Source organism: Paenibacillus bouchesdurhonensis, assembly GCF_900155685.1.
GTDB lineage: Bacteria > Bacillota > Bacilli > Paenibacillales > Paenibacillaceae > Fontibacillus > Fontibacillus bouchesdurhonensis.
Genome location: NZ_LT732548.1, coordinates 1,684,481 through 1,706,620, shown reverse-complemented (window position 1 = coordinate 1,706,620; position 22,140 = coordinate 1,684,481). Strand labels below are relative to the sequence as shown.

The 22,140-nt window shown below is 48.5% G+C and carries 17 protein-coding genes; 8 read left to right on the top strand and 9 right to left on the bottom strand.

Going from position 1 to position 22,140, the window contains the following annotated elements; all coding sequences use genetic code 11:
• Together CZ379_RS12185 and CZ379_RS12180 are read left to right on the top strand one after the other, a co-directional pair.
• A complete protein-coding gene (locus tag CZ379_RS12185; RefSeq protein WP_110931864.1) occupies window positions 1-1,035 on the top strand; it encodes an ABC transporter ATP-binding protein in 1,035 nt (344 codons plus the stop codon).
• On the top strand, window positions 995-2,119 hold the full coding sequence (locus CZ379_RS12180; protein WP_110931863.1) for an ABC transporter permease: 1,125 nt from the start codon (window positions 995-997) through the stop codon (window positions 2,117-2,119). Before CZ379_RS12185 ends, CZ379_RS12180 begins: the two co-directional genes overlap by 41 nt.
• Window positions 2,120-2,243: 124 nt before the next feature.
• Here CZ379_RS12180 and CZ379_RS12175 read toward each other — a convergent pair whose 3' ends face one another.
• From CZ379_RS12175 to CZ379_RS12150, 6 genes are all read right to left on the bottom strand, one after another.
• Window positions 2,244-3,212 carry a radical SAM protein gene (locus CZ379_RS12175; protein WP_110931862.1) on the bottom strand — a complete coding sequence of 323 codons (969 nt, stop codon included), beginning with the start codon at window positions 3,210-3,212 and terminating at the stop codon, window positions 2,244-2,246.
• Between the two features lie 158 nt (window positions 3,213-3,370).
• Window positions 3,371-4,318, bottom strand: coding sequence for a pectate lyase family protein (locus CZ379_RS12170; RefSeq protein ID WP_234405043.1), 948 nt, complete (start codon window positions 4,316-4,318; stop codon window positions 3,371-3,373).
• 300 nt (window positions 4,319-4,618) lie between these two features.
• Entirely contained in the window at window positions 4,619-5,593 is a 975-nt protein-coding gene (gene glpX, locus CZ379_RS12165) for a class II fructose-bisphosphatase (RefSeq protein WP_110931860.1), read from the bottom strand.
• Between the two features lie 54 nt (window positions 5,594-5,647).
• Window positions 5,648-6,445: a pyruvate, water dikinase regulatory protein gene (locus CZ379_RS12160; protein ID WP_110931859.1), complete on the bottom strand. Its 798-nt coding sequence runs from the start codon at window positions 6,443-6,445 to the stop codon at window positions 5,648-5,650.
• 13 nt (window positions 6,446-6,458) lie between these two features.
• Window positions 6,459-7,076, bottom strand: coding sequence for a helix-turn-helix transcriptional regulator (locus tag CZ379_RS12155; RefSeq protein ID WP_110931858.1), 618 nt, complete (start codon window positions 7,074-7,076; stop codon window positions 6,459-6,461).
• A gap of 300 nt (window positions 7,077-7,376) precedes the next feature.
• Window positions 7,377-8,165 (bottom strand): thioesterase II family protein, encoded by a 789-nt coding sequence (locus CZ379_RS12150; RefSeq protein ID WP_110931857.1) that lies wholly within the window; start codon window positions 8,163-8,165, stop codon window positions 7,377-7,379.
• 266 nt (window positions 8,166-8,431) lie between these two features.
• On the opposite strand from CZ379_RS12150, the gene CZ379_RS12145 reads away from it, so the two are divergent.
• The 5 genes from CZ379_RS12145 to CZ379_RS12125 all read left to right on the top strand — a co-directional run bounded on the left by CZ379_RS12145 (window position 8,432) and on the right by CZ379_RS12125 (window position 13,307).
• A complete protein-coding gene (locus tag CZ379_RS12145; RefSeq protein ID WP_110931856.1) occupies window positions 8,432-9,256 on the top strand; it encodes an AraC family transcriptional regulator in 825 nt (274 codons plus the stop codon).
• A 162-nt stretch (window positions 9,257-9,418) separates the two neighbouring features.
• The gene (locus CZ379_RS12140) at window positions 9,419-10,579 is read left to right on the top strand and encodes a Gfo/Idh/MocA family protein (protein WP_110931855.1); all 1,161 of its coding nucleotides are present in this window, start codon (window positions 9,419-9,421) and stop codon (window positions 10,577-10,579) included.
• 16 nt (window positions 10,580-10,595) lie between these two features.
• Window positions 10,596-11,330, top strand: a complete 735-nt coding sequence (locus CZ379_RS12135; RefSeq protein WP_110931854.1) for a ThuA domain-containing protein — start codon at window positions 10,596-10,598, stop codon at window positions 11,328-11,330.
• A 54-nt stretch (window positions 11,331-11,384) separates the two neighbouring features.
• Window positions 11,385-12,488 carry a Gfo/Idh/MocA family protein gene (locus CZ379_RS12130; RefSeq protein WP_110931853.1) on the top strand — a complete coding sequence of 368 codons (1,104 nt, stop codon included), beginning with the start codon at window positions 11,385-11,387 and terminating at the stop codon, window positions 12,486-12,488.
• 219 nt (window positions 12,489-12,707) lie between these two features.
• Window positions 12,708-13,307, top strand: coding sequence for a sugar O-acetyltransferase (locus tag CZ379_RS12125; protein ID WP_110931852.1), 600 nt, complete (start codon window positions 12,708-12,710; stop codon window positions 13,305-13,307).
• A gap of 90 nt (window positions 13,308-13,397) precedes the next feature.
• Here the strand turns inward: CZ379_RS12125 and CZ379_RS12120 are convergent, their stop codons facing one another.
• Window positions 13,398-14,033: a bifunctional 4-hydroxy-2-oxoglutarate aldolase/2-dehydro-3-deoxy-phosphogluconate aldolase gene (locus CZ379_RS12120; RefSeq protein ID WP_110931851.1), complete on the bottom strand. Its 636-nt coding sequence runs from the start codon at window positions 14,031-14,033 to the stop codon at window positions 13,398-13,400.
• A 285-nt stretch (window positions 14,034-14,318) separates the two neighbouring features.
• Between CZ379_RS12120 and CZ379_RS12115 the strand changes: the two genes are divergently transcribed.
• The gene (locus CZ379_RS12115) at window positions 14,319-15,263 is read left to right on the top strand and encodes a sugar kinase (RefSeq protein WP_110931850.1); all 945 of its coding nucleotides are present in this window, start codon (window positions 14,319-14,321) and stop codon (window positions 15,261-15,263) included.
• Window positions 15,264-15,363: 100 nt separating this feature from the next.
• Here CZ379_RS12115 and CZ379_RS12110 read toward each other — a convergent pair whose 3' ends face one another.
• Both CZ379_RS12110 and CZ379_RS12105 read right to left on the bottom strand, forming a co-directional pair.
• Window positions 15,364-16,377: a LacI family DNA-binding transcriptional regulator gene (locus CZ379_RS12110; protein WP_110931849.1), complete on the bottom strand. Its 1,014-nt coding sequence runs from the start codon at window positions 16,375-16,377 to the stop codon at window positions 15,364-15,366.
• A gap of 361 nt (window positions 16,378-16,738) precedes the next feature.
• A complete protein-coding gene (locus CZ379_RS12105; protein WP_110931848.1) occupies window positions 16,739-22,009 on the bottom strand; it encodes a WIAG-tail domain in 5,271 nt (1,756 codons plus the stop codon).
• Between the last annotated feature and the right edge of the window lie 131 nt (window positions 22,010-22,140).

The following is a 22,140-nucleotide window of genomic DNA, read 5'->3' as shown; positions in this document are numbered from 1 at the left end:
GTGTCAGAGACGGTCATCGACATTCAGGAATTGACGAAAAGCTATAACGGGGTAAGAGCTGTCGATCAGCTGTCGCTGCAAATTAAACGCGGCGAAATATTCGGCCTGCTCGGGCCGAACGGAGCGGGAAAATCGACGACAATTCTCATGCTGCTTGGGCTCAGCGAGCCTGATAGCGGCACCATAAACGTTCTCGGTCTCGATCCCACGAGGGAGCCTATTCCCGTGAAACGCAAGGTCGGTTATTTGCCGGACGATGTCGGCTTCTACGAGGATCGTACCGGCCTGGAAAATCTGGTGCTGACGGCGAGACTAAACCAGGTGCCCGAAGCGGAAGCCAAGGATCGTGCCTATCAATTGCTGGAGAGCGTAGGCCTGCAGCATGCAGCACACAAGAGGGTTGGCGCTTATTCTCGAGGCATGCGGCAGCGGCTCGGATTGGCCGATGTCCTGATTAAAGCGCCGGAAATTATTATTCTGGATGAACCTACCCTTGGCATTGATCCCAAGGGAATGGATGAGCTGCTCACTCTCATCCGCAGCCTGAGCGAGGAACAAGGATTGACAGTGCTGCTGTCCTCCCATCAACTCCACCAGGTGCAGCAAATTTGCGACCGGGTTGGCTTGTTCGTCCGCGGTCGTCTGCTCGCCGAAGGCGACATAGCCAGCCTGTCACACACGCTCTTTGCCGACGATCCTCTGCAAATTACCGTGGAGAGCGGACCCTTGGATGCCGAGCTGCTGCAGCGGATTCGGGCCATCCCAGGCGTACGGCATGCCGAATTGGCCGAAGGTCACGAGGATGGGCAGCTATCCCTGCAGGATAGAGTCGAGTCCAGTGGTCGCACAAGACTGCTGATCGGCTCCGATACCGATTGCAGCGATGGAATTGCCCGAATGATCGTGGAATCCGGCGTCTCCTTGTTCGGCTTGCAGCGGAAGCAGTATGGGCTTGATGAAATCTATCATCGTTATTTCGAAGGAGGTGAAGGACATGACCAAGGAAGCGACCGAACAGAAAAACAGCAAGCCTGATCTCATAGGCAGCCTGCGGCGTGCAGTCCAAAGCTGGCGAGAATCGCCTCTGCTTCGCTGGGCTTCACGTAATGTCGAAAGCCGGAAGCCGGAATCTTTCTCCGAAAGGAGTAAGGATACTTTAAGCCGGGTCGCCTCCCCTTTTGGCGTATTGGTGCGAAAAGAGATTTCCGATCATATCCGAAGCTGGCGCTTTATGCTGCTGCTTGGCATAATCCTTCTTACCTGTATCGCCTCCTTGTATACGGCCATGAACAGCATACAAGAGGCAATCCAATCGGACAGCTCCGCAAATGAATTCGTGATTCTGAAGCTGTTCACGCTGTCGGACGGAACCTTGCCTTCCTTTATCAGCTTTATCGGGTTTCTCGGCCCGCTTCTCGGAATCGGGCTTGGTTTTGACGCCATTAACAGCGAACGGAATAAAGGAACATTAAGCCGAATCATGGCACAGCCGCTGCACCGCGACGCTTTGCTGAACGCGAAGTTCGCCGCCTCCCTAAGCGTCATCAGCATGATGTTCCTGACGCTGGGCTTCCTTATTATGGCGCTGGGAACGATCATTATCGGCATTCCTCCTACATTAGAGGAATTTTTAAGAATGATCAGCTTCCTGCTCGTCACTATTTTTTATATCGGGTTCTGGCTTAATTTATCCATCGTATTCTCGGTGCGCTTCCGGCAGCCCGCCACCTCGGCGCTATCAGGAATCGCCGTATGGCTGTTCTTCAGCTTCTTCTATGACATGATATTAAACATCGTGTCCAAGGGTATCGCCCCAAATGCCGGAACGGCAACCGTCGAGGACATTGTTGGCTTTCAGAATCAAATGCTATGGCTGAGCAGATTGTCTCCCTACACGCTCTTCAATGAAGCGACGACGACTCTGCTCATGCCCTCGGTTCGCAACCTGGGGCCGCTTACGACCGAGCAGGTCTACGGTGCCATTGCCAGTCCCTTGCCCTTCGGGCAAAGCCTGCTGCTCGTCTGGCCGCAGGTGACCGGCCTTATCGCTTTGACCTTGATCTGCTTCGCCATTTCCTACGTTCTGTTCCTTCGGCAGGAAATTCGCGGCCGCTCCTGACGGAACCGAAAACGGCGGTTTTGCAGCCGTCTTTAAATCAACAAACGGCTATCCTCCGCGCATTGAGGATAGCCGTTTTTATCTGTTCTAATTTACCATGCTTCGAGCGATAATGGCCGCTTACCTACAGCACGGTTTCATCCGAATGAGGGTCGGACGGAAATAGGGCTTCCCGCGCGGGACATGGTTCCTGGTCGAGAAACTGCTTTAATGCCGCTGGCATTTCAAGGTAAATATCACGCAGTGAAGTACCTTTGTGTATATTGCCAATAATGACAGGATGGCAAAGCTCCGAAATAATGATATCGCCGTTGCCGTGCAAATGAAGCTGCTTCTTTCCTTCGATACAGTGCGGGAAATAAACGCCCGGCCGTTCCTGAAAACCAAGCTCCTCCATAAACCGATCCATGCAGGTAAAATATAGCGTCATATCTTCTTTTTTATGGGCAATGAGATCATTTACCGCCTGCTTCAAAGTTTCCCGTGCAGCTATGGCCTTCCACCCGCTATGGTTCATAATGATGCTATTCTGTATCTCATGCGTGCGAGCGCCCATTTCATAGACATGGTCATGAATCTCTTTCATATGATGCTCGGTTTCACTGAAGAGCAGCGTCTCAAGCACGGTATCGACCCTAGTCTTAGCGAACATAGCAATGTTGTTTCTAATTTTCTGATACACGCTGGGATGAATATGATAGTACTGGGAAAACGCCTCAGCCGTAGTAAAATTAAACGATATATGGATCGTCGTAAGTCCCGCATCAGCCAGCCGCTGGATTCGTTCCTCACTCAGCAGGCTGCCGTTGGAATTGAGCTGAGTTTGAACCCCGCGAGCCGCACAGTAACTTACAACCTCCACGCAATCTTCATACTTTAAAGTGACCTCGCCGCCGGAGAGCCTCACTCTCTTGAGGTGCGGCAGCTGTTCCAGAAGAGGAATGATCTCCTTCGCTCCGATGCTGTTCCCGTCGTTTCTCTGATAGGCGCAGCAATAATCGCAGCGGAAGTTACAATTGGAAGTGATGCCGATTTCCAGCCCTTCCAACTCATAAGTTATAGGTTTTTCCAGCTCTAACGATTTGTATTTCATGCTTATGACTCCTTTAGGGCAAATTAGGCTTTATCTTAAAATAACTTGCCGCCGACTGTCTATGACCCTTCTTATACATCAGAGGAAGACAACTATCCATTCATACAAAAAAACGCGCAACCCTGCCGGGTACACGCGTATAAAATTCAATCTATCGATTAATTTCCAACGTTGATCTTGCCCACGCCTGCGTTCGCAATCACGTGATTCTTCACCGTATTTACCGCATCTAGCGAATAGCTGTAAGGCGGAGTGTAGCTGGTTGTAGATGTAGTGGGCATGCTGCCCGTGCTGTTCACGTACAGATTGTCCTTCACATCCCAATATCCTTGCTCTTTACTGTACAATGTAACGATCGGATCTTTTGAATTTTCAAACACATTATGCTCAATACGGAGCTTGGCCCCCATTCTTGAGTTGATCCCTGTGTCGATAATATTGTTGTAATAATTATTGAATAGATGGCCCTGGCCAAAACGGAACAGCGGCCCGCGGGAATTGATATTTTCGAACCGATTATGGTGATAAGTGATTTTCCGGTCATAATTGTCGCTGTCGGACGAGCCGACCAGCGATGTTTTCCAGCTGTCATGGATGTAATTGTACGAGATTGTAACATACTCGGCATTTTTCTTCACGTCGATCAGCCCGTCATAATAGTCTTTGTCGGAATCCAGAGTGGAATACAGCTCATTGTGATCCACCCAGACGTTATTGGCCGGACCTTCAATACTGATCGCGTCCTTGTCGCCAATATTGACATGGTGGATTTTCAGATTGCGGATGATGATATTGCTGGCACGCGTCACTTTGATACCTATCCCATCAAATTCAGCTCCGGCACCCACGCCCAGGATCGAGACGTCATTTACGTCCTTGACGCTGATTTTATTGTCCGAGGAGTTGGCCGGAGTGATTTTGCCCGATACATAAATCGTCAGCGGCTGGCTGCCTTTGTTTTTGAGCGCTGTTTGCAGCGCGGCCCCTGTGGTGACCGTAACGGAAGTACCCCCGGCTCCCCCGGTTGTTCCGCCATTCAAAGTCGCAAACCCAACATACCCGGGATCAGCTGCTTGCGAAGAAGGAAGAGAGAACATGCTTATCATGACTGTCAGTACCAACAATAAAGCTAATCTTTGTTTCATACGGTTCACATCCTTTTTCAAATATAGTAAGCACAGAGAATAGAAAGCGTTTTCAATTTGCTGATTAATAGATTGATCCCATAACCTCCCCTCGCCTCTCGATCCAGATTAATCACCTCCCACACTTTCGATTCTACCATAAATTATATATTTTGGTATATTTTATTTATATTCTCTTCAAAAAACGAGACTACTCTACAAAGCCAGCGCAGCTCTAGAAGTAGTCCCGTTCTATTCATAAGTAATTCGATCCAGTAGTTGTTATATGGCCGCACCTCTCACCGAGTTGAGCTGCTCGGTAAAATGATGCGTGGTCTCAATATAGCTGATCGTTCTGTTCTCGGAGTGCATAATAACGGAATGGGTTTCTGCCTTATGCTTAGGCAGGTAGCGCACCCCATGCAGAAAATCACCCGATGTCACGCCGGTAGCTACAAACAGGACGTTGTCATGACCGATCATATCCTCCATCCGCAGCAATTGATCCGGCTTGGCAAGCCCCATGCGAATGCAGCGATTGTATTCCTCAAGTCCATTAGGAAGAAGTCTGCCCTGCATCTCCCCGCCGAGGCATTTTAGCGCGGCTGCGGCAAGCACGCCTTCCGGCGCTCCGCCGGAGCCCACATACATATCGACATCCTTCTCCATAGCAGCTTCGATGGCTCCCATCACATCGCCGTGACTCAGCAGCTTGATCCGGACGCCGGATTTACGCAGGGCATCGATCAAAGCCGCATGCCGTTCCCGATCCAGAATTGACACTGTCATGTCCGCGAGCGGCTTATCTAATATAGCAGAAGCTTTGGCGAGCGTCGTCTCGATGGGATCATCGAGTGATAGCTGTCCGGCAAGCGCCGGCCCTACAGCGAGCTTCTCCATATAAATATCGGGGGCATGGAGCAGGCTGCCCTGGGGAGCAGCGGCAATAACGGAGATGGCATTGTTCAACCCGTTTGCTACCGTCTCCGTCCCCTCCAAAGGATCGACCGCGATATCGACTCTTGGGCCGCGGCGATTGCCTATTTTTTCACCGATATACAGCATAGGGGCTTCATCCATCTCTCCTTCACCAATAACTACAGTACCGTCAATAGCTACGGAATTAAATTTGCTGCGTATTGCTAATGTTGCCGCCTCATCAGCGCTATTCTTGTCGCCCCGACCTGTCCAGCGAGCCGCCTCAAGGGCTGCCGCCTCCGTAATGCGTACTAATTCCAGTGCTATATGACGCTCCATATTTACTCCCTCCACCCACTTATTTATATTTTGCAAACTTCCATTTCAAGAAATTTATAAGTGCTTCATGATCAGCCCAGCGGTTTCTTCGATCGCCTTGTCGGTGACGTCAATGACCTGGCAGCCTAACGAGGCAAACAGCGACTGGGCATATTTCAATTCATTCTCAACCCGCTCCAATGAAGCGTATTCGGCATCATCCGGCAATCCCAGCGCCTTAAGTCGTTCTGAACGGATTTTGACCAAATGCTGCGCATCGATCGTCAATCCGATTATTTTATGGCTGTCGACCTCTTTCAATTGGCTAGGAGGCGTTAATTCAGGAACAACGGGATAGTTGACGACTTTCCTCCCCTTATGTGCCAAAAACATGGACAGCGGCGTCTTGGAAATTCGCGAAACCCCGAGAATAACGATATCTGCCTTAAGTATTGCGCCTACGTCTTTGCCATCGTCGTTGTTTACGGCGAATTCTATTGCGTCCACCCGCTGGAAATAATCCTCATCGAGCTTATGGCCTGGCGTACGTTTCGGCGTATCATTAAATGTATCAACAAAAGCCTGCATCATCGGCCCCATAATATCTACGGCACGAACGTTTAAGCGGACGGCTTCCTCCCTCATCGCCTCTCGCAGCTCGGGCTGCACTAACGTGTATACAACGAAACCTCCGCGTTCAGATACTTCCTCCATCAGACGACTTAACTCCTCTTCATCGCGCACATGCATAAATCTCTTGATCTCTGTGTTGGATAATTCGAATTGCTCAAGAGTGGCCCGGACAACCGCCTCGGCAGTCTCCCCGATGGAATCTGAACAGATTGCTATAAAATGAGCTGGAGCCTGATTCATCCCATTCCTCCCACTATTCCTCAGCTATCGTATCTAGCAACATTTTTATTATGTTTGTTTTAGAAATTCGCCCTACCACCTTCACGTCCCCTTCTTCTCCGGTTTCCGCCGGCACAACAACAGGCAAGCTGTCAATTTGATGAGCGATAATTTTCCTTGCCGCCTCAAGCACAGAATCCTCCGGCGAGACGGTGATAATGTTGGGGCGCCGAGTCATGATGAAACTTACGGGCATTGAAGATGCAGTAGCATTGCCAAGCGTTACTTTGAGCAGATCCTTGCGGGATACGATCCCGGCTAATCTTCCTTGCTCATCTGTAACAATCAAATGACCTACATTTTCTAAAAACAGCGAGACGACCGCCTCTTGAATCGTTGTTGTTTCACGGACAATCACCGGCACGCCGTGAAGATCACCGACCTTCATATCGAGCAGCGGAAGCTTGCTCCCGTCTTCAGGCGTTCTTCTCTTGCCCAAAAAATATCCTACCTTCGGTTTAGCATCGATGTAATCGAGCATAACGAGAATGGACAAATCTGAACGGATCGTTGGGCGAGTTAAATTTAGCATTTCAGCTATGAGATCTCCGGTAATCGGAGCATGCTTTTTCACAATGTCAATAATTTCTATTTGACGGGATGTAAGTTTGATAATAAATCCCTCCGCTTCAGATAAGTTCGCTCTTAGTATAACATTCCTGCATCGATCATTAGAATGTCATATTAGCGAATTTCGATTCCTCCTTTCCTTAAAAAAAGTTTTATTGTGTATATATTACGTCATAATTAATTAATATTCAATATATAATACGCACTATTTGTTAATTTAAAACGATTAATGATTATATTAGTATGTTTTAATAGCAAATAAACCGGCGCCATTATGGCGCCAGCCTTCTCCAGTTCTATAAAATTAGCCTTCAAACGATATTTACCAAACGGGCTGCTGGGCGAGCCTTCGGTTCAAGAATAAAGCCACTTGCTCGGGAGACTCATGCAGGTAAAAGTGACCTCCCGGGAACTGCTCATTCCAAACAATCCCTTCACAGTAATCCCCCCATTTGTCCGCATGCTCCAGATCGACCCATTCATCAGCCATACCATTCAATATACCTACGTTTGTATGCAGCTTAGGTCTTGCCGACTGCAACTGATACGTTTCGGCGAGCTTGAAATCGGAGCGGGCGATCGGAATGAAATATTCGGCGAACGATTTGTCTTGCAGCAGCTCGGAAGGCGTTCCGCCCATAGTGATCAATTCCTCCCGAAACTCTGCCTCGGGCAATTCATGACGTTTTTTTGTACTCCTCATATGGGGTGGATTTCTCCCCGAGACGACTAATATTGTCGGCATAAGCAAATGAGACTTTTGCAGCTCACAAGCCAGCTCGTAAGCAGCCAGCGCTCCGAGACTGTGCCCAAACAGTGCGTAAGGAATGCCATCGGCTAGATGCGGCTTCAACTCATCGACAAGATCTGCCACGGCCTCGTTCATATTATTGTATAATTTCTCACTCGATCTCACCCCTCGCCCCGCATACTCAAGCGGAACAACCTTCATATTCGCATCGAAATACCTGCTCCAACGCAAGTAAGACGATGCACTGCCACCCGCATGCGCAATACATATTAATTTACCTATAGACATATGTATATCTCTCCTCTCCATTTCATCCCCAAGCAAATGAACATACTCCCGGCTGTCGATATTGGACTGCATCGGAGATGTCCAGCTCCTAACAGTCGCCAATATTCCATATTTTTCTTCCAATAGACTAATTATACTTCGATATTCAAATTATTTACATAAGAATTAATGATCTCCAGCATCATTCTGTTTATCGTGATCGGCGTTATTGCTACCCTGTTCAGAAAAACCAAATAAAAGAGGCTTCAAACAGCTATGCCCTCTCTCTCCCATTAGACATTAATTGTACTTCTCGATATGATGAAAGTGTGTAATGTTCAAAGCACGGGAGTGAGGGCATGAAATCTTTCTATCAAAATTGGATACTGGATTACGAGCTGCCATTAGTTATCCACCACGGACATAACCTGACGTTCTATGCACATTATCATTCTGAAATTGAGTTTATTTATGTGGAAACAGGAAGCATCCTAGTCGGAGTAAATGAGGAAAAACGTCTTCTCACGCAAGGCGATATGGTCATTTGCTGCAGTAACGACATTCATTATTTTGAGAGCAAGGAAAATTCACAGGTCATCATACTCATATTCAAACCGGAAATGATCAGCCTGGCCGTGAACTGGCCAAATGATTTCAGCTTTGTTTCTCCCTTCATCCCGGGAGGGCACCCGGCATTTACGCATATCAAGCAGCTGCTTTACGGCATTATAGAGGAAAAAGAGAACGCCAGGCCCGGTCATCAAATGTTCATTAAGGCCGGTCTGCTTGAGTTATGCGGAACGCTGCAGAGAAGCTTGCCGACTCAGAGCCTGAGCCGCAGCTCGCGAAGCAAGCTCGAATCGAAGCGGGCTAGAACACAGCAAATTTTGTCGTTCATCGAAGAGAATTATCAGGATGATTTATCGGTGGAAATGATCTCGGCCCATTTTCAAATGGAGCCATCTTATTTTTGCCGTACGTTCAAAAGCGCTATAGGTATGAATTTTCGAACCTATCTCAATACGATCCGTGTGCTCAAGGCGGAACGCAAACTGATCAGCAGTGATGCCAGCATCATGGAGATTGCGCTGGAATGCGGCTTCAACAGCATTCGTACGTTCAATCGGGTATATAAAGAACTGAAGGGCTGCGTTCCTTCAAGCTCACGTTACGGCGTCTCTTGATATTATAAAGCCTATTAGCCAATTCTATCTTCAATCTGAAATGCACTTTATGCTTAAAGTGCATTTTTTGTCTATGAATAAGCATAAACTGGCGAGAGATTCATTGCGCTACTTTCTATAATGATAGTGATATCAATTATTATGATGTGATGGAGGGATACAATGAAACAGCTGCGCGTCGGAATGATTGGTTATAAATTTATGGGTAAAGCACACAGCAACGCTTATCGAACGCTGCCGATGTTTTTTCCTGAAGCTCTTAAGCCTGAAATGACCGCTCTGTGCGGAAGAAACAAAGCTGCTGTAACTGAGGCCGCCACACAATTGGGATGGTCTGATATCGTAACAGACTGGAAGGATCTGATCGCCCGTGACGATATCGACTTAATCGACATTAATGCTCCTAGTGACGCACATAAAGAAATCGCGCTCGCTGCTGCCAAGGCGGGGAAACATATTTTCTGCGAGAAACCGCTTGCGCTGACGTTAAGCGATGCTCGCGAAATGCTGCAGGCAGCGGAAGAAGCCAAGGTCGCTCATATGGTCGGCTTTAATTACCGCTTCTCGCCAGCGGTCAAGCTGGCCAAGAAGCTGGTGGAGAGCGGCAGGCTAGGCAAAATCTATCACTTCAGAGCCTGGTTCCTGCAGGACTGGATCATGGATCCAGAATTTCCGCTCGTCTGGAGATTACAGAAGGAAATCGCCGGCTCCGGGTCGCATGGCGATCTCGGCGCCCATTTGATTGATCTTGCCCACTATTTAGTAGGAGACATCGATGAGGTTATCGGCATGAGCGAGACCTTCATTAAAGAACGCCCGATTGCTGCTGAGATGACGGGCTTGAGCGCTAAAGGCAGTAAGGACGCTCCGAAGGGCCCCGTAACCGTTGACGACGCTACGCTTTTCTTGGCACGCTTTGCAGGCGGCGCACTCGGCAGCTTCGAAGCAACGCGCTTTGCAGCAGGCCATCGGTCGACCAATTCCTTTGAAATTAACGGAAGTCTCGGCAGTGTGAAATTTGATTTTGAACGGATGAACGAACTTGAAGTCTACTTCACCTCCGATGAAGAGGATGTGCAAGGTTTCAGGCGGGTGTTGGCTACGGATCCGGCTCATGAATATGCAGAAGCCTGGTGGCCGCCAGGACATACGATCGGCTTCGAGCATACCTTCATCCATGAAATATTAGAACTTACGAATGCTCTTCGGGAAAACAGGCTGCCGCAGCCAAATTTCCATGACGGCGTAAAATGCCAAGCTGTCCTCGAAGCAGTAGAACGCTCCATCGATGAGCGTCGCTGGGTTGAAATCTCGGAAATGTAAAGGAGATATATAAGATATGAAAAAGGGATTAATCGTTTGGGGCGGCTGGGATGGACACGAGCCGGAACAAGTCGCTGCCATTTTTGCAAATATATTGCGCAAGCATCAATTTGACGTCGAGGTTGCTGATACATTGGAAGCGTATGCAGATGCAGAGAAGCTGATGAATCTCGATCTGATCGTACCGGTTTGGACGATGGGAGAAATCCCGCAGGCTTACGTCGACAATGTATCGGCAGCTGTACAGAACGGTACTGGTCTGGCCGGCTGTCACGGCGGCATGTGCGATTCTTTCCGGCATAACGTAGATTGGCAGTTTATGACCGGCGGCCAATGGGTGGCCCATCCGGGCAATGACGGTGTGAAATATACGGTGGAAATCAAGCAGTCCTCAAGTCCGCTTGTCGCAGGAATGGAAGATTTCACGGTGGAAAGCGAGCAATATTATCTGCATGTCGACCCTGCGGTCGAAGTGCTGGCTACAACCCGCTTTCCTGTAGCAGACGGTCCACATCGATTGAATAAGGCCGTCGATATGCCGGTTGTTTGGACGAAGCGCTGGGGAGTCGGGCGCGTCTACTATAACTCTCTGGGGCATCACGCAGACATCGTCGCACTTCCGCAGGTCACTGAGCTGATGACTCGCGGCTTGCTTTGGGCAGCGGAAGGCAAGCAGCAGGCCGAAGCGCTGTATGGCGACAAGGCACTTAAGCCGCAGAACAATTATACCGGTATGGGCGACAGTCAATAACCCAGGAGCTATGGGTGATAACCCCAAAGCTGCTTCTAAGAGGAGAGTCCTATGATGGATAGAATGAAGGTAGGCATTATCGGCTGTGGAAAAATAAGCAGCATTTATATGGAAAACTGCAAGAAATTCGGCGTTCTGGAGCTCGCGGCCTGCGCTGATCTGGATTTGAACCGGGCTCGGGAACAAGCGGAGAAATACGGTATTCCCCGTGCTTGCACCACGGATGAGTTGCTCGGCGATCCGGATATCGATATCGTGATCAACTTGACGATCCCAGCCGTTCACGCCGAGGTGAGCATTAAAGCGCTGGAAGCCGGCAAGCATGTCTACGTGGAAAAGCCGCTTACCGCCACACTAGAGGAAGGCAGGCTCGTGCTGGATAAGGCGAAAAAGCTCGGCCTTCTCGTTGGCAGTGCCCCGGAAACCTTCCTCGGAGCCGGCATCCAAACCGCACTCCAATTAATCGAGGACGGTGTCATCGGCCGCCCAGTATCGGCGACGGCCTTCATGATGAGCCGTGGTCACGAATTCTGGCATCCCGATCCGGAGTTCTACTATGCGCAAGGCGGAGGGCCTATGTTTGACATGGGTCCGTATTACTTGACTGCCCTCATCCAATTGCTCGGGCCAATTCGCAGCATTGCCGGAATGACGGGAAAAGCGATGGAGGAGCGGGTCATTACGAGCGAGAAAAAGTACGGCAAAGCGATTCCTGTGGACATTCCGACCCATGTCGCCGGTACGCTGCGCTTCGAAAACGGGGCCATCGCCACGCTGATTACAAGCTTTGATATTTTTGGAGGCAGCAGCCTGCCTCCGATCGAAATACATGGTACAGAAGGGACGATCCTCGTGCCGGATCCCAACACCTTCGGCGGCCCCGTGAAATACCGCAAAATCGGTGAAGCCGAATGGAGCGAGCAGCCCCTTCTCCCGGGCTATTCCGAGAATAGCCGCGGAATAGGCCCTGCTGACATGGCCTATGCTCTAATCAATAAACGTCCGCACCGAGCCAGTGGCGAGCTGGCTTATCACGTTCTGGAAGCGATGTGGGCTTTCCATGAATCCTCCGATTCAGGACATTATTACGAAATGACAAGCCGGTGCCATCGTCCAGCAGCTCTTCCGTCCAACCTTGCGCCATACACGCTGGACTAAAGCGAAAGGCTCTGCTGTTGGTCGTTTAATCAATGAAAATGACCAACACCTATGACAGTTTACGACTGCCAAAATTCAATGTGCAGCCTTTATTCAACTAACAAAGCAGTTAGTATAGTTGAATAAAGGCTTTTGTTGGAGTTTTTGTTGGAGTGACTGGAAAATACATGTCATTATAATGGTATGTACAATTAAAAGGCTAAAAAGGAGATTTACACAATGAAATCTGAAAAAGATAAAATGTTAAATCAAGAGTATTACATATGTTGGGACGAAGAGTTAACCAAAGAAAGAGAAAGAGCGAAAGATTTGTTATTTGAATTTAATAATATGAAACCATCGGAACGCTATGAAAGAAACCAAATCATTCAAAAATTGTTTCATTCCGTAGGAGAAAACGCGTGGATTGAATCACCTTTTAACTGTGATTTTGGCTATAACATTACAATTGGGGATCACTTCTACGCAAACACAAATTGCACTATTTTGGATTGTGCCAAGGTTACTATTGGAAACAATGTGTTGATTGGTCCAAATGTTAGTTTGTATACACCAAATCATGCAATGGATGCTGCTGAGCGTAAAGCAGGCTATGAGAGGTCATCGCCAATTCATATAGGGGATAATGTTTGGATTAGTGGTTCTGTTACGATTGTTCCAGGAGTGACTATTGGTGATAATACTATTATCGGTGCTGGGAGTGTTGTTACAAAAGATATACCTGCAAATGTTGTTGCGGCGGGTGTACCATGTAGAGTGATCCGACCAATAACCGAAAAAGATAAAATCGGGTTAAAAATTACTGTAAATAATAATTAATTTACAGAGCCAAACGAAAAAAGATCGAGCAAGGCGCGATGATTTAGCCCTGCTCGATCTTTTTCTGCATCAATATCGGATAAGCGTCAATTAACGAATCTCGCGAAATTTAGCTACATATTTGGCTGCCAGCTCAGTAATCAGGTCATAGCGTCCTTCCTTAGCCGGGGCAGTCAGGTTGCCGCCAATCCCTACAGCCACGCATCCACTACGAACCCACTGCTCCATATTGTCCAGATCCACCCCACCCGTCGGCATAATGTTCACATGCGGCATCGGGCCTTTGACGGCTTTAATAAAGCCAGGATCAAAGTTGTTTCCAGGGAAGAGCTTCAGCACATCCACGCCTACCTTCAATGCTTCCTTCATCTCGTTCAGCGTCATGCATCCAGGCATGTAAGGAATGCTGTATAAATTACAGAGCTTTCCGGTCTCCTCATCAAATGACGGGCTCACTACAAATTCAGCTCCAGCCAAAATGGCGATTCTCGCCGTAATCGGATCGAGCACTGTCCCAGCGCCGATCACCGCCTTCTCCCCATATTCCTGAATCAGCCGTTTAATGACTTGATCCGCATCAGGCGTTGTAAAAGTAACCTCGATATTGTTCAAGCCGCCCTCGATGCAAGCTTTAGACATCTGGTAGGCCGACTCTGCGTCATCACCACGAATAACCGCTACAACGCCCAGCGTCGTAATATTTTGCAGCACTTTTATTTTTTTCATCGCAATCTCCCTTTCAACTAAACTTTTTTATTAAATTTACTCTCTTATTTTACTATTATCTACATCATATTAAACAACATTCCCGAAGTAAATGCACTATATTATTGAAAAATAATTATATTCTCGCTAATTTTCGTGATTTCTTAAGGATTTTATGTGTCTTATCACAAATTAACGATTCCTTTATTGTACAAAACCGATTTATGTGTTAATTTCAAGGTAAAGCATTAATTCTGGAGTACACCCATAAACAATCACTTTAAAAAGGTTTAGGAGGAAGCACACATGAACAAAAAGCTGGACGTAGTCACTTTCGGTGAACCGATGGCCATGTTTTACGCCAATGAACCCGGGGAATTGCATAAAGCGCTTTCTTTCTCCAAGGCAATGGCTGGAGCGGAATGCAATGTATCCGTTGGTTTATCCCGCCTGGGACATTCCGTTGGCCTTGTCACCAAGCTTGGAGAAGATAACTTTGGCCATTTTATTACCGAAACTTTAAACCAAGAAAACATCGACACTTCGAACGTAAAATTTACGGATGAATATAGAACAGGCATGCTGGTCAAATCCAAGGTGCTGACGGGTGATCCCGTTGTAGAATATTTCCGCAAAAATTCAGCCGCATCCACGTTGAACTTGGCTGATTTTGATAGCGATTACTTCGCTTTGGCCAAGCATATGCATGTGACGGGCATTTTCCCGGCCGTATCTAAATCGTGCCATGAATTCGCTCTTCATGCTATCGATTTTATGAGATCCAAGGGCAAGACCGTATCCTTCGATCCAAACCTGCGCCCTTCTCTCTGGCCGGATACCGACACAATGATTCAAGCCATTAATGATCTTGCAGCGCGCTCCAACTGGGTGTTCCCGGGCATAAGCGAAGGCAAGCAGCTTACAGGCCATGATAAGCCTGAGGATATCGCCGATTTTTACCTTGAGCGCGGTGTTTCGCTCGTCGTCATTAAGCTCGGGCCGGAGGGCGCTTATTTCAAATCAGCCGATCAGGAGGGATATGCTGAAGGCTTCAAGGTCGAGGAAGTCGTAGATACCGTTGGTGCCGGAGACGGATTTGCTGTTGGAGTTATTAGCGGATTGCTGGAGCAGTTGCCGCTCAAAGAAGCTGTCCGCCGCGGCAATGCGATCGGTGCCATCAATATCATGTCGCCGGGAGATATGGACGGTCTGCCTGACCGGGAAAAGCTGCAAAAGTTTATGAACCGATAATTGGGTGCAATCATAGATTTAGAATGATGAATATTACGCTCTACAAACGAAAGAACATGCTTCACTTATAAAAGTGAAGCATGTTCTTCTTTGTTTAAGCTTATACATTTTGTACAGATTGCCCTTGCTGCAAAACAGGCGGAAAACGATACGTAATCGGCAGCTCCGTCCCCTTCTGCTCAATCGAAGAAAGTAAAATCCTCGCCGCCTGCGTCCCCATATCAGAAGCCGGTTGGGATATCGTCGTGATAATTGGATTGTAAATATGCGCAAACTCAGCATCATCGATGCCAATAACAGATAGCTGATCCGGGATCCGCAGGCCTGTCTGATTGGCATACTTTAATATTTCCGCCAGCACGATATCATTGCCCGCGAGTAGCGCCGTAGGCGGCTGGGGCAATGACAGCAGCTTCCCCAAAATTTCGGGTATTTCATCTTTTGGAGCGTGACAAATGTAGGATTCATCGATCGGCAGACCGAGCTCCTCCATCGCTTTTTTATAGCCGCTGACCCGTTCCTTGCGCGGAGTGATGGCATATTCGCCCAAAGGCAGCGACAGCATCGCAATTCGCTCATGGCCCCTGCTTGCCATTTCCTGTATCGCAATTTTCACCGCGGCCTCATTATCAAGCAGCAGACTTTGCGTCGATACTCCATCGACAAGGCGATCCAGAAATACAAGCGGCAGCTTCATTTCCATAATTCTGTTATATGAACTATTTCCATTGCCGGAGGGAAATACAATCAAACCATCGACCTGGCGCGCGGCCAGCATCTCGATGTACTCCCGCTCCTTTTCAGGATTTTCGTCAGCGTTGCAAATAATTACCTGTGTCTTGTGCTGCTGGAGTTCATTCTCAATGGCACGTATGCATTTAATCGAAAGAGAGTAGTCGATGTTCGCCACAATAATGCCGACCATGAAGGTTCGATTCTGCTTCAGACTTCGCGCAAGCCCGTTAGGCTGGTATTTCAAGTCCTCGATAACTTCGCTGATCCGCTGTCTCGTATTCTCGCTCATATACTGATATCGTTCATTCAAATATTGGGAAACTGTACTTTTAGAAACCCCTGCTCTTTTCGCTACATCTTCGATTGTCGGTTTTTTCATCAGCCTTCACCGCTCCTTCTCCAATCCAGCTGAGAAACAATGCTAATCGGATATCGTTACTAAAAATCAGTATTACTAAAAAAGTATACCTGCCTTTTAGTAAATAATCTATAGTTGCTGACTATCCACCGTTAAAAATGCCCTTAACAGCCTTCTAATATCGAAAAAGCCCACCGGACTGCCGGCAGGCTATACATTAAGATTTGGACAAGGCTTATATTTAAAATCGAATCGGCTTATTTCTGAGAAAATCCCCGATGATTTGATCATGATTTCTTTTAACTGCGGATAAATTACAAAAGGAAATGTCTCTCTTACATCGCAGTGCCAAACTTAATTACACTTTTCTCGGTTCAGCCGATTAATTTATACTGCCTACGGCAATCCATGTTATGAATCCATAATTTTTAGAGCTATTCTTCAATCGTGTAATTTCAAAAATTGCTGATTCAGGCGATTGTGATTTCAATGTAGCATAATATCCGGAATGATTCGACATCGCCACAATTACATAATGAGCATGAGCAAACGGCTCTTCGAACATAACCAACACTTCAGTCGACTCTTCATGATTCTGAAGAAGAAAAGCTGCCATTCCAAACTGCTGTATCGTTGGCTGACCATGGATGGATAATGTTGGCGTCACTGCTAGATGTTCCAATTGAACAGCGCCCTGCTGAATATGCTGGCTCTGAACGGAACCCGCCTGCAAATGCACGCGGCTAACCGAACCCTCCGCCAGGCTGCTTCCGCTCACACCGCCTTCTGGCAGCAGGCCTTCCCGACGAAGATCCGCTGATAAGTGCTCCAGCTGCACGGATTGGGACTGAATATGTCCTGATTCAATCGCTGCTTCAGACAAGTGAGCACTGGTCACGCTGGCCTCGGACAAATGGCGGGACTCCAGCACTCCTGTCGCCAAATGCTGGCTTTGGATCGATTCATCCGCCAGATGATAGTTCTGTACCGCACCGATTTGTATATGCTTGGAACCCACAGACTCTGCCCGCAGCACTTCCCCATCTACTGCACCCGCCTGCAAATGTGCGCGGCTAACCGAATCCTCCGCTAGGCCGCTTCCGCTCACACCGCCTTCTGGCAGCAGGCCTTCCCGGCGAAGATCCGCCGATAAGTGCTCCAGCTGCACGGATTGAGGCTGAATATGTCCTGATTCAATCGCTGCTTCAGACAAGTGAGCACTGGTCACGCTGGCCTCGGACAAATGGCGGGACTCCAGCGCTCCTGACGCCAAATGCTGGCTTTGGATCGATTCATCCGCCAGATGATAGTTCTGTACCGCACCGATTTGTATATGCGTGGAACCCACAGACTCTGCCTGCAGCACTTCCCCATCTACCGCACCCGCCTGCAAATGTGCGCGGCTAATTGCACCTGCTACCACATCGCTGCCGATAATCCCTCTCTCCGGGAGCAAGCCATTACGCTGCAAATCAATGGATAAATGCTTCACCTGTACTGCTTGCGAACGGATATGACGGGAATCAAGCGAGGCTTCCGCAATATGGCTTCCATCCACACTTCCGTCGGATAAATGCTCGGATTCCACGATACCACTAGACAGGTGCTGACCTTGGATCGATTCATCCATCAGATGGTAACTTTGTACGGAGCCCGCCTGGAGATGCGATGAACCGACAGATTCTTCCTGAAGTACTTCTCCATCCACGATCCCCACCTGCAAATGAGTGCGATTGATCGCACCCGCGGTCACATCGCTTCCAATAATCCCTTTCTCCGGGAGCAATCCGTCCCGCTGCAAGTCCGCTGACAAATGCTCGACTTGAACCGCAAGAGGCCGGATATGGCGGGAATCAAGGGAAGACTCCGCGATATGCTCACCCTCTACACTTCCCTCAGACAGATGACGAGAATTTACGCTACCCGGGGCTAGATGATGGCTTTGGATCGATTCATCCACCAGATGGTAACTTTGCACGGAGCCCGCCTGTAAATGCGATGAACTAACGGATTCTCCCTGCAGTACTTCTCCATCTACGATCCCCGCCTGCAAATGCGTGCGATTGATCGCACCGGCGGTCACATCGCTGCCGATAATCCCTCTCTCCGGAAGCAATCCATCCTGCTGCAAGTCTGCTGATAAATGCTCTACTTGAACTGTAAGAGGCCGGATATGGCGGGAATCAAGGGAAGACTCCGCGATATGTTTTCCTTCTACACTTCCCTCAGACAGATGACAAGAACCTACGATCCCCGGGGCTAAATGTTGGCCTTGGATTGATTCCTTCCCCAGATGATGACTTTGGACGGAGCCCGCCTGTAAATGTGATGAACCAACGGACTCTCCCTGCAATACTTCTCCATCTACGATCTCCGCCTGTAAATGAGTGCGGTGGATCGCACCTGTTGTCACATCGCTTCCAATAATCCCTCTCTCCGGAAGCAATCCATTCCGCTGCAAGTCCGCTGATAAATGCTCTAACTGAATTGCTAGAGGCCGGATATGATGGGTATCAAGCGAAGCATCCGCAATATGGCTGCCGTCTACAATCCCCTTGGTTAGGTGATGAGATTGAATTACAGATTCCGATAGATGTGGACTAATGATCGATTCATCACTCAAATGATGGCGCTGTACCGACCGCGGCTGCAGTTTGGATGGGCCAACGGATTCTCTTTGCAATACATCGCTGTCCACCGATCCATCCTGTAGATGCAACCGAGTAATCGCTCCCGGTACAATATCACTGCCGGCGATCCCCCCTTCTGGCAGTAATCCTTCCCGCTGCAGTTCTGCTGATAAATGCTCTGCTTGCACCGCTTGAGACTGAATATGACAGGATGCCAGCGATGCTTCAGCGATATGATTTCCGTCAACGGCGCCCATTAACAAATGTTGACCCTGAATTGCTCCATCAGCCAAATGTTCGCTTTGCACAGATCTTTGCGCCAAATGATTGCTCTGTACAGAACCTGGCTGTAAATGGGACGAACCCACGGATTCGCTTTGTAGCTGTTCGTCGGCGATTGCACCTCTTTGCAAATGAGTACGCCCTATCGCCTCTGGCATAATGGCTGCTCCGGGAATTCCGCCCTCCGGCAGCAGTCCCTCCCGCTGCAATTCGGCAGACAAATGCCCGATCTGCAAAGCCTGCAGCCGAATATGACGTGAATCAATTTCTCCATCGGCAATATGCCTTGCACCTATAGCTCCTTCGGACAAATGGCGAGATTCCAAAATATTATTGATCAAATGCTCACTTGAGACTGACTCTGCACTCATATGATGACCTTGCACGGATTGAGGCTGCAAATGCAGGGAACTAACCCCTCCGTGCTTCAGCACGATTTCATCGACTGATCCCGGCTGCAGATGATCTCGTCTCACGGAACCAGGCTTCAAACTGTTTCCGCTGATCCCTTCTTCTGGAAGCAGCCCGTCGCGATATAATTCCGGAGCTAGATGAGCTCCTGTAATCGTCTGGGGTGCTACATGCCAAGACTCTATTACCTCACTGCCAAGATGTTGGCTTTCAATAACGCCCTTAGTTAAATGAGTTGACTGAACAGCCCCCTCTCTTAACTTGGAAGCCGAAATCGATCCGTCTTCAAGTACCCGTTCCGACACAGAGCCATCAGATAAATGATGAGATTTCAATATGCCCATGCCTAGATGCCTGTCTGTAACGGATTCATTGGCTAGATGCTCGGACAGTACCGCCTCGGTTGCCAATGAATCGCTTTGAACGGCTCCCTTAGAAAAATGCTGGGGCAGAATCGCGGCAGGGGCTAGCTTGGTGGAGAGTACGCTTCCTTCCGCAAGCTTCGATGTCGTTACTGCCAAATCATTGATCTTATCGCTTGTGACACTCTCAGGCGACAATTTCAGCGCAGTTACAGCATGATCCTGCAAATGATGAGAAAATACGGCTCCTTGTCGAATATGCTCCTCCTCTATAGCACCAGCTTGCAGTTGCTCTCCACCCACAATATTGGGAGATAGATGAGACGTATGAATTAACCCGGTAGTAAGATGGCGTGAATTGATAGCTTCCGTACCAATGGCCGAACCGGTTACGGCCCCGTTCGCAATTTTATTTCCGGTCACACTTCCATTGTCCAGCTTGTCACTTGTCACTGAACCGTCCTGAAGCAGGGAGGTTGAGATGGAATCTTCAGCCAGATGCCGCTCCGATATTTCCCCATCTCCAATTTTAGCTCCGGTGACGGCTTCTTCCGCAATATGCCATTCATCAATCGCATGGGATGCGATATGCTCTCCCTGAACGGAATCAACAGCAATATGCCGCGACGTAACTGCGCCTAGGGCAAGCTGCGATTTTTGAACCGATCCCTGTGCAAGATGTCTCGTGAGCACGGATTCATCCGCTATTTTCTGCGGCAGAATGCTTTGATCGGCAATTTTGGAGGATGTCACCGCTTGCTCGACGATTTGCGCTGTGCCTACCGATTGATCCGCCAGCTTCGACGAAAGAATGCTGCGGTCAGCAAGATGTCTTCCCTTAATTTCGCCTGCGCAGATATGCTCTTCCCCAATGCTGCCTGCCCGAATGTGAACCCGGTCAATCGATTCCGGGGAAATATGCTTAGACTGGACGGTATTCTCGCCGATATGCTGCGAAGCAATAATGTTATTCTCTAGATGATTAGCACCCACACTCGGGCAAGCCAGCTGTTCTTTGCCAATTAATCCGGGGGCCAAGTTTCGCGCAGTGATTGCACTCTCAGCTAAGTGGCGGCTTTCAATGATGCCATCCTGAATTTTAGAAGCCGTGACCGAGCCGTCTCGAAGCTTCGACGACGTGACCGCTTGCTCGGCAAGCTTGGAATTATCGATGATTCCGTTCGCCAAATTATTCGTTTGAATGCTTCCGCTCAATATTTTATCCGAGGTGACGGCTTGATCCTGCAGCAAATCCGTAGTCACGATCCAATCGCTTAAGTGGCGGCTCTGAATCGAATGATCTGCCAGCTTATCAGCCCCGATGACACTATCCGCTAGCTTATCCGAAGTAATGCTTCCATCTTGAAGCTTCTCCCCGCTAATTGAGCGGTTTCTTATCGTTCTTCCCTCTATGGAGCCATCTACCAAATGCTCCCCTGTAATCGACTCTGCTGCAATTTTAGAAGAGCTAACAGCCCCGTCGGCAATTTTGATGCCTTGAATGGCATAATCAGCCAACCAAGCGGTTCCAATCGTACCATATTTAATTTTCGAGGCATCAATCGTATAAGGAGCAATTTTTGCACCTGTAACGGCAGCATCCCTCAAATCACTCGTATAGACGATTCCTTCACTTGCGAGTGGTGTTTTTTTCTCTGCCAAATGGGCCTCCAAATTAACTGCCGGGATCAGCGGCTCCTCCACGGCTAAGGGCTCCACCTTAATTACTTCTTGTTCCTTCCAATCAACGCTTTCCGACTCCTCTGTAAAAGCATCCAATATCTCCACTTCAATTTCTTCAGGAGATATTACGGGAGCGATAGATTGGTGGATTTTGATTTCCTTCTGCCCGGCTCGTCGTTCGCGCCTGTCATCCTCCAGCATCTTAAGTTCATCAATTTCCGGATTATCTACAAAATAGAGTGACTTTTTCGCTCTACTGGTTCTTGGGGTTCTGTTCTTCTTCAAGCCGTTCTCTCCTTTGCTCAGTAATTAATCGTCTTTGGTATGATATGCGCACGGCTAGGCACTTGTCACAACAGCTTCACTAAGAAACGAGCACGGTTATAGTTCAGAATAAAAAGAAAATAACCTCAGCA

Coding starts and splice junctions, on each gene's coding strand:
- CZ379_RS12180 (WP_110931863.1), top strand. CDS start 995: ATGACCAAGGAAGCGACCGAACAGAAAAACAGCAAGCCTGATCTCATA.
- CZ379_RS12175 (WP_110931862.1), bottom strand. CDS start 3,212: ATGAAATACAAATCGTTAGAGCTGGAAAAACCTATAACTTATGAGTTG.
- CZ379_RS12170 (WP_234405043.1), bottom strand. CDS start 4,318: ATGATAAGCATGTTCTCTCTTCCTTCTTCGCAAGCAGCTGATCCCGGG.
- glpX (WP_110931860.1), bottom strand. CDS start 5,593: ATGGAGCGTCATATAGCACTGGAATTAGTACGCATTACGGAGGCGGCA.
- CZ379_RS12160 (WP_110931859.1), bottom strand. CDS start 6,445: ATGAATCAGGCTCCAGCTCATTTTATAGCAATCTGTTCAGATTCCATC.
- CZ379_RS12150 (WP_110931857.1), bottom strand. CDS start 8,165: ATGCAGTCCAATATCGACAGCCGGGAGTATGTTCATTTGCTTGGGGAT.
- CZ379_RS12145 (WP_110931856.1), top strand. CDS start 8,432: ATGAAATCTTTCTATCAAAATTGGATACTGGATTACGAGCTGCCATTA.
- CZ379_RS12140 (WP_110931855.1), top strand. CDS start 9,419: ATGAAACAGCTGCGCGTCGGAATGATTGGTTATAAATTTATGGGTAAA.
- CZ379_RS12135 (WP_110931854.1), top strand. CDS start 10,596: ATGAAAAAGGGATTAATCGTTTGGGGCGGCTGGGATGGACACGAGCCG.
- CZ379_RS12130 (WP_110931853.1), top strand. CDS start 11,385: ATGGATAGAATGAAGGTAGGCATTATCGGCTGTGGAAAAATAAGCAGC.
- CZ379_RS12125 (WP_110931852.1), top strand. CDS start 12,708: ATGAAATCTGAAAAAGATAAAATGTTAAATCAAGAGTATTACATATGT.
- CZ379_RS12120 (WP_110931851.1), bottom strand. CDS start 14,033: ATGAAAAAAATAAAAGTGCTGCAAAATATTACGACGCTGGGCGTTGTA.
- CZ379_RS12115 (WP_110931850.1), top strand. CDS start 14,319: ATGAACAAAAAGCTGGACGTAGTCACTTTCGGTGAACCGATGGCCATG.
- CZ379_RS12110 (WP_110931849.1), bottom strand. CDS start 16,377: ATGAAAAAACCGACAATCGAAGATGTAGCGAAAAGAGCAGGGGTTTCT.